This window comes from Acidimicrobiales bacterium (genome assembly GCA_041394265.1).
GTDB lineage: Bacteria > Actinomycetota > Acidimicrobiia > Acidimicrobiales > SZUA-35 > JBBQUN01.
On the sequence record JAWKIO010000005.1, the window covers coordinates 2,862,912 to 2,878,613 of the forward strand.

A 15,702-nucleotide genomic window follows, 5' to 3' on the forward strand; every position below is an offset into this window, starting at 1 on the left:
CCGAGCGAACGGCGCACAGCCGGTACGCTCATTGCGGTGAGCGCATCGATGGAATCCAACACCTCCGCGGAATCCAACACCGCAGCGTCAGCCGTGTCGCTCGAGGCCGGACGCGACGGCCTCACCCGCCTGGAACGTCACTGGGCCGCGCCGACACCCCGGGCCGCCATGGTGTTGGTCCACGGCATCGGCGAACACAGCGGACGCTACGAGCACGTCGGCCAGCGGCTCGCCGCCGCGGGGATCGACGTGCTGGGGTTCGACAACCGCGGTTTCGGTCAGAGCGGAGGCAAGCGGGCGCACCTCGACTCGTTCGATCAGTTCCTCGACGACGTCGAGGACCTCCTGGCCCGGCAACGACGCCTCGACGTGCCGGTGATCCTCATGGGGCATTCGCTGGGCGGACTCATCGCGTCGACCTACCTCGTGTCCGACCGACCGCAGCCCGATCTCGCCATCTTGAGCGCACCCGCCCTCGAGGCGATCGTTCCCGGCTGGCAACGCAAACTGGCGCCGGTCCTGAGCAAGATCGCACCGTCGCTGTTCATCAAGTCGAAGATCGACGCCGAGCTCCTCAGCCGAGACGTGGCCGTGCAGCAGGCCTACCTCGATGACCCGCTGGTGTTCGGAGGGGCAACGGCCCGGTTCGGCAACGAGGTCTTCACCACGATGGCGACCACGAGCGCATCGCTCGACCGGATCACGATCCCGCTCTACGTGCTGCACGGCGACGCCGATCGGCTGGTGCCGCTGTCGGCGTCCGACGGCCTTGCCGCGCTCGGCACGGCCGAACGCCGGGTCTGGCCCGGGCTACGTCACGAATGCCTGAACGAGCCCGAGCACGACCAGGTGCTCGACGAACTCATCGCCTGGGTCGACGCTCAGTTGGCGACGTCGTAGCCCGCTTCGTCGATCGCCGCTCGGATGGCGGCGTCGTCGCCGCCGACGACGGTGACGGTCTTCGATGCAACGTCGACGACGACCGAATCGACACCGGCGACGGTGGCGACTTCGCCTTCGATGGCGTTCTTGCAGTGGTCGCAGGAGATGCCGGGAACGGTGTACGTGGTCATGGGATGGTCCTTTGTGCAGGGGTTGAGAGGGAGAGGCGGAGTCGAGGGCGGGATCAGTCCGAGGTGTGCCGGACCGAACGGAAGCGACGGAGTCGCAACGAGTTCGTGACGACGAACAGTGAGGAAAGGGCCATGGCGCCGGCGGCGATCGCCGGTTCGAGCCTCCCGCTGGCGGCGAGGGGCACGGCGGCGACGTTGTAGGCGAAGGCCCAGAACAGGTTGCCCTTGATCGTGGAGAAGGTGCGACGTGAGAGCCGGACAGCATCGACGGCGGCCAGCAGGTCGCCGGACACGAGCGTGAGGTCGGCAGCTTCACGGGCGACGGCCGTGCCGGTGCCCATCGCGATGCCGAGGTCGGCTCGTGCGAGTGCCGGAGCGTCGTTGATGCCATCGCCGACCATGGCGACCCGTTTGCCCGCCTGTTGCAGCTGTGTGATGGCGTCGTCCTTGCCTTCGGGCAGGACCCCGGCGACGACGTCGTTGATGCCGACGGAGCTGGCAACCGCTCGTGCGGTCGTCTCGTTGTCACCGGTGAGCAGGACCGTGGACAGGCCGAGGTCGGTGAGGTGGGCGATGGCCTGCGCGCTCGAGGGCTTCACGGCGTCGGCGACGATCAGCGCACCGATCGGGCGGGCCGGCTCGCCGATCGCCACGGCGACCACCGTGTTCCCCCCGGACTCGGCGGTGGCGACGGCGTCGGCGAGCTTGCGATCTTCGATCTCGAACGCCGAAGGTCGCCCGACCCGGTAGGTCACGCCATCCACGGTTCCGCCAACCCCGCGGCCGGCCAGCTCCTCGAAGTCGGTCACTGCGAGGGTGGCGTCGGTGGTGGCATCGGTGAGGCCGGTGACGATGGCACGGGCGATCGGATGATCCGACCTCGACTCGATCGCCGTGACGGCGGCCAGCGTCTCGGACGAGCGTGCACCCTCGACCCAAAGCTGGTCGACCAGCGTCATGCGGCCCTCGGTGACGGTGCCGGTCTTGTCGAGCACGACGGTGTCGATGTCGTTTGCGGCTTCGAGGACCTCGCCGCCGCGGATCAGCACGCCGAGCTGAGCACCGCGGCCGGTGCCGACCATGATCGCCATCGGTGTCGCCAGCCCCAGTGCGCACGGGCAGGCGATGACCAGCACGGCAACGGTCGGGACGATGGAGGCAGCGGCGCTGTGACCGGTCGCCATCCAGACGATGAACGTGCCGAGTGCAATCACCAGGATCACCGGCACGAACACGCCGGCGACGCGGTCGGCCAGTCGCTGGATGGGGGCCTGGGAGCCCTGGGCCCGGGCGACGAGCCGGCCGATCTGCGCGAGGGTCGTGTCGGCGCCGACCCGAGTGGCCTCGACGACGAGATAGCCGGACGTGTTCACCGTGGCCCCGGCGACCGAGTCTCCGACGGTGGCGGTGACGGGTACCGGCTCACCGGTGAGCATGGAGGTGTCGATCGCCGCGGTGCCCTCGACAACGGTGCCGTCGGTGGCGATCCGGCCGCCGCTGCGGACGACGAAGCGTTGTCCGACCGTGAGTTCGGCACTCGGGATCGTGGTGCCGTCGATGAGTTCGGCGGTGGGGGCGCCGAGATCGGCCAGCGCCTCGATTGCGCTGCGGGCCCGGCCCTTGGCTCGGGCCTCCATCCACTTGCCGACCGTGATCAAGGCGACGATGACCGCCGCCGTGCCGAAATGCACATCGTGGTGCTGGCCGAGCACCAACACGACGAACGACCAGATCCACGCCGTGCCGCTGCCCAGTGAGACGAGGGCATCCATGCCGACCGTGCCCTGGCGGGCACCGGCCACGGCCTTGCGGTGATACGGCCAACCGATCCACCACACGACCGGTGCCGACAGGGCGGCCATCACCCACTTGGTCGAGCTGGAATGCCCGGTCATCGCCATGTGGATGGTCATCGCCGGCAGGGCCAGGGCGAGCCCCGTGAGGGCCCGGAGCTTGAGGGAGCGTTCCTCGGCCTCGAAGTCGACGACCTCGGGCACGTGGTAGCCCAGCTTCTCGATACGCGCCGTGAAGGCGGCGGGATCGACCGATGCCGGGTCGAAGCGAACCGTGGCCTTCGCCGAAGCCAGGTTGACCTCGGCCTCGTCGACGCCGTCGAGCTTGTTGAGGGCCCGGGAGATCCGCGACGCACAGGCGGCGCAGGTCATCCCCTCGACCGGGAGTTCGATGTAGCCCGGTGTGACCTTCGGGCGCCGCAGCAGGGTGGAACCAGCGGCGCTCTGGCCGCCAGTGTTGGCGCTGGTCTCATTGACGTTGGTGTCGCTCGCCATGTCAGCTCCTCAGCAGTCGGGCGATCGCAGCGACCGCCTCGTCGAGTTTGGCGTCGCCGTGATCGTCGGCGTCGGTGATCGAGGCCCGGACGCAGTGACGCAGGTGCTCATCGAGCAGATTCAGCCCGAGGCTCTGGAGCGACTTGGTGACCGAGGCCAGCTGGGTGAGCACGTCGATGCAATACGTGTCGTCTTCGACCATGCGATGCAACCCACGGACCTGGCCCTCGATACGGCGCAGGTGCGCCAATTGTTTGGTCTTGGTCTCGGAGTAGCCCGGTGCCGTATCTACTTCGGCGGCGTGTTCCTGCAGTGGAGTACCCATAGGGGGGTAGGGTATGCGCGTCGAGGCGCGAGGAAAACCCGGCGATGACGGTCGTTGGTCATAGCAGCGACATCCGGGCCAGGGCCCGGCCGGGCTCAGCGGGTGTCGTCGTCGAGGTATCCCACGCCCGGCTCCCAGCGAGGAGCGCGGCCGAACGGCGAGGCCTCCGAGGTCTCGGGTGGCGTGGCCGATGGCTGTGGTCCTGTTGAAGGTCGGGTCCCTGCCGACGGTTGGGGGATGGCCGTGGTGGGGTCGACGGGTCGAGGTGTCGAGGCCGGCGGCTGGGTGTAGGTCGGCGGTCGCTGCGCACCTGCCGCTTGTTGCGCAGCCTGGTGCCGAAGTGCCAACTCGTGCGACGCCCGCTGCTGTGCTTCGTACGCCTGGCGCTGCTGCTCGGCCCGTTGAGCGGCAGCGATGTCGTTGGGCGACGGCCGACGAATGTTCGAGGCGGTCGAACCGACCCCACCTCGACCCGATCCTCGATTGGGCTGACGGTCGAGGGGAGCGTCGCCGCCGGGTTGCAGGAGCCGGGCGCCGGCGGTGGCCGATCCGGCTGCCCAGAAGAACGAGGCGGCCAGGCAGGCGCCACCGAAGGCTGCCATGAAGATGCCCGGTCGGATCATCGCTCCGAAGAACACGTCGATGAATGCCGAGATGATCGCAGTGGATGACGGAGCGATCCGCTCGGCCAGGAACGGAATACCGAAGCCGACGATGATCCAGAACATTGCGGTGCCGAACGCCCAGAATGCCACGCGCCGCAGCACGGCCGGTCGGTTCTTTGCGATCGCAAATGCCGTGGTGGCGCCGATGATCGCGATGAAGGCGAGGATCGTCGTCGCCTGCTCGACGAAGGAGCGGATGCGGCCGAGCACGCTGAGTCCGCCGACAGGCAGTTCTACCTCGAGCGCGGGTGCCGCCGGGAGGACCGCGTCGAGTTCGGGTTGGACGTTCACGAGTGCAGCGCGGCTGGCGCTGCCGAGCGCCGCTGCGTCGACCGTGACCGGTTGGGCATTGCCCTCGAGCGCGGATCGGTGGACCCCGACGATGCCGTTGCGCACGAGATTCTCGACCTCGGGATTGTCGAGCGCGGTGGCAGCTGCGGTCTCGAGGAGCTGGCGGGGGATCGGCGTGTCACCGGGAACCGCAGCTTCCATCGAGGTGGCGAGCCGATCGATCAGCGCCGCCCGGAGTACGGGGTTGTCGAGCACCTGGTCGGCCAGACGCTCCGAGCGGTTGGGGTCGAGCACGGTGTGGGTGAGCACATAGCCCGACCAGGCCACGCTGGCGACGACCAGCGAGAGTCCGAGAATCAGTGCTGCCAGTCCTCTTCGCATGGGTGACATCTTCTCCAGGTCGGGGCCGACAGTTGATTGTCTCACCTGATCGGCGGTGATGGAGGTAGCGTCGGTCCGAATGTCACCGATCGAAGCCGTCCTCATCTTTTTCGGCGGCATGTTCGCCGGCGCCATCAACTCGATGGCTGGCGGCGGATCGCTGCTCACCGTGCCGCTGCTGTCGTTGGCTGGAGTCGAGGGGTTGTTCGCGAACGGCACCAACCGGGTGGCGGTCCTCATCCAGAACGCCTCCTCGGGGTACGGCTACGCCAGCAAGAAGGTGATCGGTGCCCGCGAGGCGGCGCCGATCTTCCTGCCGGCAGTGGTCGGAGGTCTGATCGGGGCGCTGCTCGTGTCGGGGGTCGACGACGCGCTGTTCGAGAAGATCTTCGGTGTGATGATGTTCCCGATGTTGGCGCTGTCGATCTGGAAGCCGAAGGCGAAGGCGGCGCCGAAGCCCTGGCCGGTCTGGCTGAACGTGATCGTGTTCTTCTGCGTCGGGATCTACGCCGGCGCCATCCAGGCCGGCGTCGGACTCATTCTGCTCCTGCTGCTGTCGCGGGCCGGCTTCGACCTGCTCCAGGGCAACGCCATCAAGACCTACGTGATCCTCGTGGTCTCGGCCGTTGCGGTGGTCACCTTCGTGGTCCAAGGCCAGGTGCGGTGGCTCCCGGCGCTGGTGCTGTCGGGCGGTATGGCGATCGGTGGCTACGCCGGGTCGCAGATCGCCGTGGCCGGTGGCGAGAAGGTCATCCGGCCGGTTCTCGTCGTCTCGGTTGTGGTCCTGGCGTTGAAGATGATCGGGATCATCGGCTGACGTCGCTTCGGCTCGGAGTGAAACCATCATGGTTTGGCGCCGTCGACCGATGGAAGAACAGCGGCCGGTCCATTCGGCCCATTCAGTGGCCGGTCCATTCGGCCCAATCAACGGAGGAACTCGTTCATGTCTCGTCTCACGCTCACCTCGGCCGCATTCGCCGCCGTCCTCGCCCTCTCGGCCTGTGGCGGCGGCTCGTCGTCGGCCGGTGACGAAGCCAGCGATACCGAAACCACCACGGCCGTCGCCGACGATGCGGAGAGCAGCGACTCGACCGAAGACGCCGAGAGCGACAGTGACTCGAGCGACAGCGGCTCGAGCGACGCCAGCTCGGGCGAGGGCGAATCGGACGATGGTGGCGACAGCTCGGGTGCAACGATCCGCAGCCTCGATGACCTGCCCAGCGAGTGCCGCGACGCCATCGGCGACTTCCTGCGCACCATCGAGCCGACGGTGTCGGAGATCGATTGGGAGAACGCCACCCTGGCCGACATGGAGGAGATCGGCACGGCACTCGACGAGCCCGGGACCGAGTTCGAGACCCGCATGGCCGATGCAGGCTGCGAGGACATCCAGCCTGACAGCGACGAAGAGTCGGTGGCCCTGATGATCGAGCTCGCCGAGCAGGAAGCCCCCGGCACGGTCGGCTTCCTCACCTTCATCAGCAGCTTCGCCACCAGCTTCGACGAGGGTGCCGCCGCCTCGAGCGACGTTCCCGCCGACTGTGATGGCGCCATCGCCTACGTCGAGGGTCTCATGGCCGACAGCGAGTCGATGATGGAACTGCCGATGAGTGAGATGGTCAACGTCACCGCGGCGATGGAAGTCATCACGTCGGAGTGCTCACTGGAGGAATCTGCCGCCTTCCTCGAGGACAACACCGCCTTCTTCGGCGGCTGACCCTCCTCCCACGCCCCACCCACCCCACCCACCCCACCCGTTCTGTGCGTCAGAGTTCCCGGCAGCGGTGACTTTGGCCCACAGAACGGGGGTGGGCGGTGACTTCGACGCACAGAACTGCCGCTTCGTGAGCGCGTAGGGTGTCGCCATGACGACACCACTGACCAGTTTCAGCATCGATCCTGCCGTCGAGGCCACGGGTCCGAACGGGCAGATCGCACACGTCGACCACCTTGCGCACAGCGACCGACTCCGCGAGGAACTGATCACCGTCGCTCCGGGGGTGTGGACGCTGATCGGCAACGGGCTGTCGAATCAGACCTTTGTCGAGGGACCTGAGGGCCTCATCGCCATCGACACCGGCGAGTGCGTCGAGGAGATGGCCGCGGCGCTGCGTCAGGTGCGGCAGCACACGCAGACGCCGGTCGTCGCCGTGATCTACACCCACTTCCACTACGTGGCTGGGACCACCGCGATCCTCGACGAGGGAATTGGCTCGGCTGATGACCTCGTGATCTGGGGCCACGCCGGGATCGAGGGCAATCGGGGCCGGGCGAGTTCGGAGATCGCAGCGGCGTATTCGCGCGGCATCGTGCACCAGTTCGGCGTGGTGTTGCCGCCTACCGGTCCTGATGCTCTCGTGAACGTGGGGCTGGGGCGGAGCTTCCGTAACCCCGACCACGCGCCCTACACCGGTGGCTTCCTCCCGCCGACCCACACCCTCGCCGAGCCGACGTCGACCACGATTGCCGGCCTTCCGGTGGAGATGTCGCCGGCACCATCCGACGCCGACGACTCGATCACGATCTGGTTCCCGACCCTCGGCGTCGCGATCAACAACCTGGTGTGGCCCGCGCTGTTCAATGTGTTCGCGATCCGCGGCGAGGAGTATCGAGACCCGAGGGTGCTCCTCGCTGGTCTCGACCACCTACTCGGACTGGGATGCGAACACCTGCTGGGAGCCCACGGCCGCCCGATCTCCGGCCGTGGCGATGTCGAGTCGGCGATCACCCTCTTCCGCGACTCGATCCAATTCCTGTGGGATCAGACCGTTCGCGGACTCAACCGAGGATTGACCGCCAGCGAACTCACCGAGTTTGTCCGTCTCCCGGCCTGCTACGACGAGCTGAGCATCACCCGTGAGTACTACGGCGTGGCCGAGCACCACGTTCGCCAGATCCGCAACGGCCTGGTCGGATGGTTCGACGCCGACGAGTCGCACCTGTTCCCGATGCCGACGCTCGAACGCTGCCGCCGGTTGATCGAAGGCTTCGGTGGCCGCACTGAGGTGCGGTCCCAGGCCGAGGCCGCGCTGGCCGACAATGACCTCCGTTGGGCGCTCGAGCTGGCGACGTGGTTGGTGCGTTCCGAGCCGCATGCCGATGGCCGAGCCGATGGTGGCTCGCCCCAGGAGCGTGGGCTGTTGGCGACGGTGCTCCGTACGATTGCTCGGCGCACCACTGCCGCGAACATTCGCAACTGGTGTCTCACTCGCGCAAGCGAGCTCGACGGCACGGTTGACATGACTCGCTTCCGAACGCACCGCTTCTCTGCGGCCGAGGTCGGCGGCGGCGATCCCGGCGTGTACCTGCGGGCGCTGCGTGTGCTGCTGGATCCGGCGGCCGCCGAGGGCCTCGACGACCACTTTTGCGTCGTCGTCGAGGGCGACCACGAGCCTGTCGGCCTGCACGTTCGCCACGGTGTTGCCGTCCCGACCGACGGCCGCGGCGCGTCGGTCACGCTGTCGCTCGACCACGCAACGCTGGCCTCCGTTCTCGGTGCGAAGATGTCGCTCGACGACGCCGTTGCGTCGGGCGCTGCCGTGATCGATGGCGACCACGAGCGTCTGCGGCGGATGCTGGCGTGCTTCGACCACGGCTCGTTCCAGCCCTCGGGTGGCCCGTCCTGACCAGCCGCCGGTCAGCCGGGTGGCGGCTCGAGCAACGTTCGCAGTCGATGCTCAAGGGTCGGATCGATCACCGAATCGGGATCTCGTAGCTGTCCCAGCTCGTCGTGCACTCCGACCAACCCGGCGTACAGCGGCGGGCACGTCGGGCAGGTGGCGAGGTGCGCTTCGATGGCGGCGGCCGTCGCCGGTTCGAGATCATGGTCGAGGTAGTCGCTGACGTGTCGTCGTGCGTCCCAGCACCGCATGGGGACTCCCTTGGTCGCTTCTCGTCGTTGCGGGCCGGATGCGAGGGCGGTCACCATGGCCATCCGGCCCCGACGCAAGCGCTGCTTGGCGGCCGGAAGCGAGATCTCGTGGATGGCGGCGATGTCGGCCACGCGGTAGCCCTCGACATCGTGGAGCACCACGGCCGAGCGCAAGATGTAGGGCAGGCGCACCAGCGCATCGAGCAGGTCAGCCCTCGTGGCCGCACGCTCGGCCACCAGCGCAGCGTCGATCGTGTAGTCGTCGAGCTGCCACCTTGCCTCGGCGTGCTCGGCGTCGACCTCGTCGACCACCCGTTCTCGCTGTGATCTTCGGCCACGATCGATGATCAGGTGGTGCGCGATGCGGATCAACCAGTGGCCGAGTGGCGCATCGCCCCGGTACTGATCCTGGCGTTCCAGCGCACGCACCAGCGTGTCCTGCACCGTGTCGGCCGCCAGCTCGGGGTCACGGGTGACCCCGAGCGCATAGCGATACAAGGTGTCGAGATGCTCGGCGAGTTCCTCGGCGGCAAAGGTCATGGCGCTCGCCGGATGGCCTAGTGGTTGGCGCCGTTGGTGCGAAACTTGAACAGGCTGTAGAGCGGGCACCAGCCGATAGCGCCGGTCAGCAGCGGGACGAGGGCAATGACACCGACGACGGCGCCGGCGGTCCCGCCCATCACGGCGAACCCGACGATGGCGAGCACCACCCCGAGGACGATTCGGGCGATTCGATCCCAGCTTGCTTCGTTGACGGTCATCGTGCGTCTCCTCGTGTTCGGGGACCCCACACGGGTCCACTCACCTCACAGACGAACAACTGGCCAAAAGGGATACATCACCTCGCCACACGGAGCCCGTGGCCGCAACCCGGGTCGTTCTGTGCGTCAAACTTCCCGGCCATCCCGATCTGTGCGTCGAACTTCCCGGCTGCGGGAACTCTGACGCACAGAACGGTCTCGAGCGGTGGGTTTGACGCACAGAAGGGGTCAGGTGGCGAGGGCCCAGTAGGGGTGGGTGCTCGGGTCGGTCGGCCGGGTGAGGATCTCGGGGCCGTCGTCGGTGATGAGGATCGTGTGCTCGAACTGGGCGGTGCGGCTGTGGTCGGAGGTGACCGCGGTCCACCCGTCGGACCACATGCGGGCCCGCCAGTCGCCGACCGTGATCATCGGTTCGACCGTGAAGGTCATGCCGGGCTCGATGATGTCGGTGAGGGAGGGGTGGTAGTAGTGGCAGATCTGCAGGTCGGTGTGGAACTGCTCGCCGATGCCGTGGCCGACGAAGTCGCGCACGACGCCGAAGCCGTTCGCCTCGGCATGATCCTGGATGGCGCGGCCGATCTCGTTGATCGGACGGCCGGGCATCGCCGCCATGATGCCTCGTTCGGTGCACTCACGTGTGACCCGGACCAGTCGCTGCGACTGCTCGTCGACTTCGCCGACGAAGAACGTGGCATTGGTGTCGCCGTGGACACCTTCTTTGAAGATGGTGACGTCGAGATTGATGATGTCGCCATCACGCAGGGCACGGTCGTCGGGGATGCCGTGACAGATCACCTCGTTCACCGAGGTACACAGCGATTTCGGGAAGGGGTTGTCGCCGCCGGGATACATGAGCGGGCTGGGGTAGGCGCCCCGAGCGATGGCGCCCTCGTGGCAGGCGCGATCGATCTCGTCGGTGGTGATGCCGGGCTTGATGAGCTTGCCGAGGTCGTTGAGGATGTCGGCAGCCTCGACCCCGACCCGGCGCATCCGCTCGATGACGTCGGCGGACTTGACCCGAGGTTCGTCCCAACGGGACACCGGAGTGCCGTCGGCCCACATCGGTGCGGCGATCGAATCGGGGACCGTGCGGAGCGGGGTTTGGCGCCCGGCCCGCACCGGATCGGTCGAGTTCTTGTGGCATCGCTTGTACTTGACGCCGCTGCCACACCAGCAGAGATCGTTGGACTTGGGGAGAACTCGCATGAAATCAGTGTAAGTGGCTGCCTCGATTTCGGAAGGGTCGGGCGGATCAGCCGCCCAGAACGAGGAACCGCTCCTCCGCTGGTCCAGTCGCTCGTCACATTGATCGATGTTGATTTCCGACGCAACCACCGGTGCGAACGGCAATGAAGCCGACGAGACTGGGGCGTTCGGCAAATTGCCAGTAACCTGCCCGCATGTCGTTGCGAGTGCTGGTGGCAAAAGTAGGCCTCGATGGCCATGACCGTGGTGTGAAGATCGTGGCCCGGATCCTGCGCGACGCGGGGATGGAAGTGATCTACACCGGCCTGCGCCAGACACCGGCGATGGTCGTGGCCACCGCCATCGACGAAGACGTCGACGTCATCGGACTGTCGATGCTGTCCGGGGCGCACATGACCCTCGCCCCGAAGGTCGTCGAGTTGCTTCGGGCCGAAGGTTCGGAGATCCCGGTCGTCGTCGGTGGCATCATCCCCGACCTCGACGTTCCCCGGTTGCTCGAAGCCGGCGTCGCCCACGTGCTGCACCCGGGTGCTTCCGCCGAGGAAGTTGCCGACGCCGTTCGTGGCGCTGCTGGCGCAACCGCCGCCTGAACGCAGCGTCCCCGAACTCAAGCCACCCTCAACTCAAGCCACCCTGCCGCTCGACCGATGTCGAGGGTGTGGGAATCATCGACTATCACCAGCGCAACCAGATTCGCGCCACGCAGAAGATCATGGCGTCGAGCCAGGCGGCCGAGTTGTCCCGCGCCGAGATGCAGGCCGACAAGTTCGAGCAGATGCAGGCCCGCTTCGACCGGCTGCGACTGGCGACCGAGAGCATGTGGCTGCTGGTGAAGGAGACCACGGGGCTGACCGAGGAGCATCTGATCCAACGAATCGAGCAACTCGACAGCTCCGACGGCACGATCGACGGGAGGCGAGCCGATCGAGTCAGTGAGTGTTCCTGCGGGGCGATGGTGAACGCTCGTGCCGCCATCTGTGTGTTCTGCGGTGCCGAGGCTCCCGAGCGCACGGTCTTCGACCGGATCTGACCAGTCTTCGACCGGATCTGACCAGTCTTCGACCGGATCTGACCAGTCTTCGACCGGATCTGACCAGTCTTCGACCGGATCTGGGCAGGCGGTGATGGCGGGACTTCTGGCCCCGGCCCGCCGATCGTTGCGGTTGTAGACTCCTCGGATGGCATCTGACTCGTTGGCATCGCTGATCGATCACACGTTGCTCAAGCCCGAGGCCGGGCCGGCGCAGATCGAGGCCTTGTGCGCCGAGGCCAATCAGTACCAGGTCGCCGCGATCTGCGTGTCGCCGTCGCGGCTCCCGATCGTCGATGGCTGGCTCGAACCAGGTATCGACGTCTGCACCGTCATCGGTTTCCCGTCGGGCGCCCACCAGGCCGCGTCGAAGGCGGCCGAGGCGGCGCTCGCCATCGAGCACGGGGCCAACGAGGTCGACATGGTGATCGATCTCGGCCAGGCGAAGTCAGGCGACTGGGCTGCGGTCGAGTCGAGTATTGCGCTCGTGCGGCGTGTGGCGCCCGCCGAGGTCACCCTCAAGGTCATCATCGAGTCGGGTGCTCTTACTGACGACGAGATCGTGGCGGCGTGCCGTGCCGCCGAGTCGGCAGGTGCCGACTTCGTGAAGACCTCCACCGGGTTCCACCCCTCCGGCGGCGCCACGCTCGAGGCCGTTCGCCTGATGGCCTCCACGGTCGGGGGACGGCTCGGGGTGAAGGCAAGCGGTGGTATTCGTGACTTCGCGACGGCGACCGCCATGGTCGAGGCCGGCGCCACCCGTCTGGGCACATCGTCGACCGCCGCCATTCTGCGGGGTGAGGGCTGACCATGCGGTCGCTCGCCGGCTCGTTCCTGATCTCACGGCCCGAGCTCGCCGATCCCAACTTCGACGGCACGTTGACGCTGATCCTCGAGCACGACGAAGACGGCGCGCTCGGGGTCGTCATCAACCGGCCGACCGAGGTACTGGTCGCCGAGGCGTACCCAGGGTGGGACTCGGTTGCCGAGGCGCCGGCGGTGATCTTCCAGGGAGGGCCGGTCGAGACCGACAGTCTCATCGCGCTTGGTTGGGGCGAGCGGATGGACGGCGACCTCCCGCTCGGACTGACCAGCGTCGATCTCGAGGAACAGGTCCCGCTCGTCGTCGCCGATGGCCTCGAAAAGCTCCGCATCTTCGCCGGCTATGCCGGGTGGGGTGGCGGCCAACTCGAGGGCGAGCTGGCGAACGGGGCGTGGTGGGTGGTCCCGTGCTTGCGCGACGACGTCTTCCTCGCCGACCCCGAGCGGCTCTGGGCGATGGTCTTGCGACGCAACGGCGGTGAGATGGCGTGGTTCGCCCACTACCCGAAGGATCCCTCGCTCAACTGAGGTTCACGCCCGCGAGAGGTGGGTGAGAATGTCGGGGAGCCGGCGCTCGAGCAGCCGGCCGGCTTGTTGCGTGGTGACCAGCCAGACCGCCAGGCCGTACGCCGGGGCGACAACGGTGATGAGGGCGAGGATCGGGATCGAGCCGTCGGACGCCTGGGCGATGGTGTAGAGGATCGGTGCCGCAAGGACGAGGCCGATGATCACGCCGGTGAAGGAAACGAGCCCGTTGATGCAACCTCCGCCGCTCAGCCCGCTGGCGAACGGATTGGGATTGGACTCCTCGGGGTAGGGGACCGGGGCGAAGGTCGAGGTGACGCTCCCGATGCCGGCACCGGTGAACGCCATGCCGACGGCCGCGGAAAGGGCAGGGACGGCGAACCTCCAGCCGCCGGTGTAGGCGGCGGCGCCGAAGGTGACGATCAACGACCCGCCAACGCCGATCATGGCGAAGACGAGGGAGCGCCCTCGCAGGAGTGGGCGCAGCGATGGGAGGGCGATGGCTTCGGCCCATAGCGCCCGCCCGTCGGGGCCGAGAAGGTTGGCCCCGGTCAGTCCGGCGGTCAGCCCGGGGATGCAGCCGAACAGCACGGCCTCGGGTCGTCGATCGATCACTGCGCCAAGGAACGGTGCGCCGCCGATGAACACCACCAGGGCCTGCGAGATGACCTGGACCCGGTATCGGGGGTGACGCCGCAGGTAGCGCCACTCCTTGGCCAGCACCGGTCGTATCGGGTGGGGGCTGTCGCCGCCGTGGTCCAAGAGGTGACCCCCGAGGTCGCTGGCGGTTCCACCGTCATCGACATCGCTGAGGCTCCGCTCCAGCACCCGGGCCCAGGTGAGCAACAGGTAGGCGAGAAGGATCCACGACGCTCCGAGGAAGAAGACCGGCCAGGCGATCTGCCCGTCGAGGGAGCGGGTGAGGGTCAACGAGGGCCAGCCGGTCGGCAAAACCGTTGCGACATCGGAAGCCACCTCGACGTGACGTCGGTCGATCGAACCTCCGAAGAACAGCCCGCCCTGCACACTCAGGAGCAGCACCGCCACCACGAGGCTGCTGGCCACGGTCGCCAGGTCTCGGCTTCGTCGGCGTCGCAGCAGTGCGCCGAAGATAGTCATCACGAGTTTGGGGAGGACGGCGACGAGCGCCACGAGGGTGAACGCTCCGAGCACGGCCACGAGTGTGGTGAGCGGGCCGGGGGCTCGAGAGGCAACGGCGAGCAATGGCAGCAGCAGAGCGATCGGTCCGGGGCCGATCAGGGCGGCGGTTCCCATGCCCAGCGCGAGGTGTCGAGTGTCGAGTGGGAACAGGGCGAGACGGGTCGTGTCGACCGTCTCGTCGGTCGATCCGAACAGGAGCGGACTGAAGACGGCGGCGACCATCAGCCCGAGCGAGATCAGCGGCATCGCAATGCCGAGGTCGGCGACGTCTGCCGCGAGCGCGTTGAACACGCCGGCGATCGACAGGATGCCGACGAGCGAGGTGAACAGGATGAGTCCCAGGCCTTGCCCGCGGCGGAGGGCATTCCAGAGGAGTCGGGACTTGAGGCGGGCGAAGGTCGAGATCACCGATGGGGCCGGTCGGATTCGAGATCGTCGGTCGATGTGATCGGAGCGGGTGACGCCGAGGCGGGCGGTGCCGGGAGTGGCGGCGTCGGGGGTGGTGGTGCTGCCGCGTGGGCATCGAGCCAGTCCAGGCCGGGGCCGTCGAGCCGGGCACCGACCGCTTCGACGAAGACATCCTCCAGACGCCGCCCGCCCGCCACCAGACGCTCGGTCGGCCCGGTCGCAACGACTCGTCCGGCGTGCACGATGGCGACGCTGTCGCAGAGCCGCTCCACCACCTCCATCACGTGGCTCGAGAACACGACCGTGGCGCCGTCGGCGACCAGCCGTTCCAGCAGCGTTCGCAGGACGCGGACCGACAGCGGGTCGACCGACTCGAACGGCTCGTCGAGGAACAGCACGGTCGGTCGGTGGAGGATCGCGGCACCGAGCGCGATCTTCTTGCGCATGCCCGAGGAGTAGTCGAGCACGAGGCGTCCGGCGGCCTCGTCCATGTCGAGCACGTCGAGCAGCTCGGCGGCCCGGCGTTGGGCTTCGGCTCGCGGCAGACCTCGGAGAAGACCGACGTACTCGAGCATCTCCCGGCCGGTGAGACGCTCGAAGAGGCGCAGGTCTTCTGGCACGATGCCGATCCGAGCCTTGATGGCGCTCGGGTCGGCCCAGACGTCGAGCCCATCGACCATGGCCAGGCCGCTGTCGGGACGGAGGAGCCCGGTGGCGATCTTGAGCGTCGTCGACTTGCCCGCGCCATTGGGTCCGACCAGACCGAAGAACGTGCCGCGTTCGACCCGGAGGTCGAGATGGTCGACGGCCAGCTTGTCGCCGAACCGGCGAACGAGTTGGTTGAGGACGACCGCGGGCGCGGGTGCAGATGTCGTCACAGGATCGCGAAGCTACC

Annotated in this window: 17 protein-coding genes; 8 read left to right on the forward strand and 9 right to left on the reverse strand. The window is 67.6% G+C overall.

What is annotated here, in order from left to right; translation table 11 throughout:
- The first annotated feature begins 36 nt into the window (after positions 1–36).
- Complete coding sequence (locus R2733_13990; GenBank protein ID MEZ5377611.1) at positions 37–900, forward strand: alpha/beta hydrolase; 864 nt, start codon at positions 37–39, stop codon at positions 898–900.
- On the opposite strand, the gene R2733_13995 is transcribed toward R2733_13990, so the two are convergent.
- The 4 genes from R2733_13995 to R2733_14010 form a co-directional block, all read right to left on the reverse strand.
- Complete coding sequence (locus R2733_13995) at positions 882–1,073, reverse strand: cation transporter (GenBank protein MEZ5377612.1); 192 nt, start codon at positions 1,071–1,073, stop codon at positions 882–884. The two genes, R2733_13990 and R2733_13995, sit on opposite strands and share 19 nt — an antisense overlap.
- Before the next feature lie 53 nt (positions 1,074–1,126).
- The gene (locus tag R2733_14000; protein MEZ5377613.1) at positions 1,127–3,361 is read right to left on the reverse strand and encodes a heavy metal translocating P-type ATPase; all 2,235 of its coding nucleotides are present in this window, start codon (positions 3,359–3,361) and stop codon (positions 1,127–1,129) included.
- Position 3,362: 1 nt separating this feature from the next.
- The gene (locus tag R2733_14005; protein ID MEZ5377614.1) at positions 3,363–3,686 is read right to left on the reverse strand and encodes a metal-sensitive transcriptional regulator; all 324 of its coding nucleotides are present in this window, start codon (positions 3,684–3,686) and stop codon (positions 3,363–3,365) included.
- A gap of 95 nt (positions 3,687–3,781) precedes the next feature.
- Positions 3,782–5,023 carry a hypothetical protein gene (locus tag R2733_14010; GenBank protein ID MEZ5377615.1) on the reverse strand — a complete coding sequence of 414 codons (1,242 nt, stop codon included), beginning with the start codon at positions 5,021–5,023 and terminating at the stop codon, positions 3,782–3,784.
- A gap of 79 nt (positions 5,024–5,102) precedes the next feature.
- Between R2733_14010 and R2733_14015 the strand changes: the two genes are divergently transcribed.
- The 3 genes from R2733_14015 (at position 5,103) to R2733_14025 (ending at position 8,649) form a co-directional block, all read left to right on the forward strand.
- A complete protein-coding gene (locus tag R2733_14015) occupies positions 5,103–5,840 on the forward strand; it encodes a sulfite exporter TauE/SafE family protein (GenBank protein MEZ5377616.1) in 738 nt (245 codons plus the stop codon).
- Positions 5,841–5,966: 126 nt separating this feature from the next.
- Complete coding sequence (locus R2733_14020; protein MEZ5377617.1) at positions 5,967–6,740, forward strand: hypothetical protein; 774 nt, start codon at positions 5,967–5,969, stop codon at positions 6,738–6,740.
- A 148-nt stretch (positions 6,741–6,888) separates the two neighbouring features.
- Positions 6,889–8,649 (forward strand): alkyl sulfatase dimerization domain-containing protein, encoded by a 1,761-nt coding sequence (locus R2733_14025; GenBank protein ID MEZ5377618.1) that lies wholly within the window; start codon positions 6,889–6,891, stop codon positions 8,647–8,649.
- A gap of 11 nt (positions 8,650–8,660) precedes the next feature.
- Here R2733_14025 and R2733_14030 read toward each other — a convergent pair whose 3' ends face one another.
- The 3 genes from R2733_14030 to map form a co-directional block, all read right to left on the reverse strand.
- Positions 8,661–9,434, reverse strand: a complete 774-nt coding sequence (locus R2733_14030; protein ID MEZ5377619.1) for a sigma-70 family RNA polymerase sigma factor — start codon at positions 9,432–9,434, stop codon at positions 8,661–8,663.
- Between the two features lie 17 nt (positions 9,435–9,451).
- Positions 9,452–9,655, reverse strand: coding sequence for a DUF2892 domain-containing protein (locus R2733_14035; protein MEZ5377620.1), 204 nt, complete (start codon positions 9,653–9,655; stop codon positions 9,452–9,454).
- A 228-nt stretch (positions 9,656–9,883) separates the two neighbouring features.
- Positions 9,884–10,861: a type I methionyl aminopeptidase gene (map, locus tag R2733_14040; protein MEZ5377621.1), complete on the reverse strand. Its 978-nt coding sequence runs from the start codon at positions 10,859–10,861 to the stop codon at positions 9,884–9,886.
- Between the two features lie 194 nt (positions 10,862–11,055).
- Between map and R2733_14045 the strand changes: the two genes are divergently transcribed.
- From R2733_14045 to R2733_14060, 4 genes are all read left to right on the forward strand, one after another.
- Positions 11,056–11,451, forward strand: coding sequence for a cobalamin B12-binding domain-containing protein (locus tag R2733_14045; GenBank protein MEZ5377622.1), 396 nt, complete (start codon positions 11,056–11,058; stop codon positions 11,449–11,451).
- Between the two features lie 68 nt (positions 11,452–11,519).
- On the forward strand, positions 11,520–11,891 hold the full coding sequence (locus R2733_14050) for a hypothetical protein (GenBank protein MEZ5377623.1): 372 nt from the start codon (positions 11,520–11,522) through the stop codon (positions 11,889–11,891).
- Between the two features lie 148 nt (positions 11,892–12,039).
- Positions 12,040–12,699, forward strand: coding sequence for a deoxyribose-phosphate aldolase (deoC, locus tag R2733_14055; GenBank protein MEZ5377624.1), 660 nt, complete (start codon positions 12,040–12,042; stop codon positions 12,697–12,699).
- A gap of 2 nt (positions 12,700–12,701) precedes the next feature.
- On the forward strand, positions 12,702–13,241 hold the full coding sequence (locus tag R2733_14060) for a YqgE/AlgH family protein (protein ID MEZ5377625.1): 540 nt from the start codon (positions 12,702–12,704) through the stop codon (positions 13,239–13,241).
- A gap of 3 nt (positions 13,242–13,244) precedes the next feature.
- Here R2733_14060 and R2733_14065 read toward each other — a convergent pair whose 3' ends face one another.
- A complete protein-coding gene (locus R2733_14065; protein MEZ5377626.1) occupies positions 13,245–14,807 on the reverse strand; it encodes a hypothetical protein in 1,563 nt (520 codons plus the stop codon).
- Positions 14,804–15,685 (reverse strand): ABC transporter ATP-binding protein, encoded by an 882-nt coding sequence (locus R2733_14070; protein MEZ5377627.1) that lies wholly within the window; start codon positions 15,683–15,685, stop codon positions 14,804–14,806. Before R2733_14070 ends, R2733_14065 begins: the two co-directional genes overlap by 4 nt.
- Positions 15,686–15,702 lie beyond the last annotated feature (17 nt).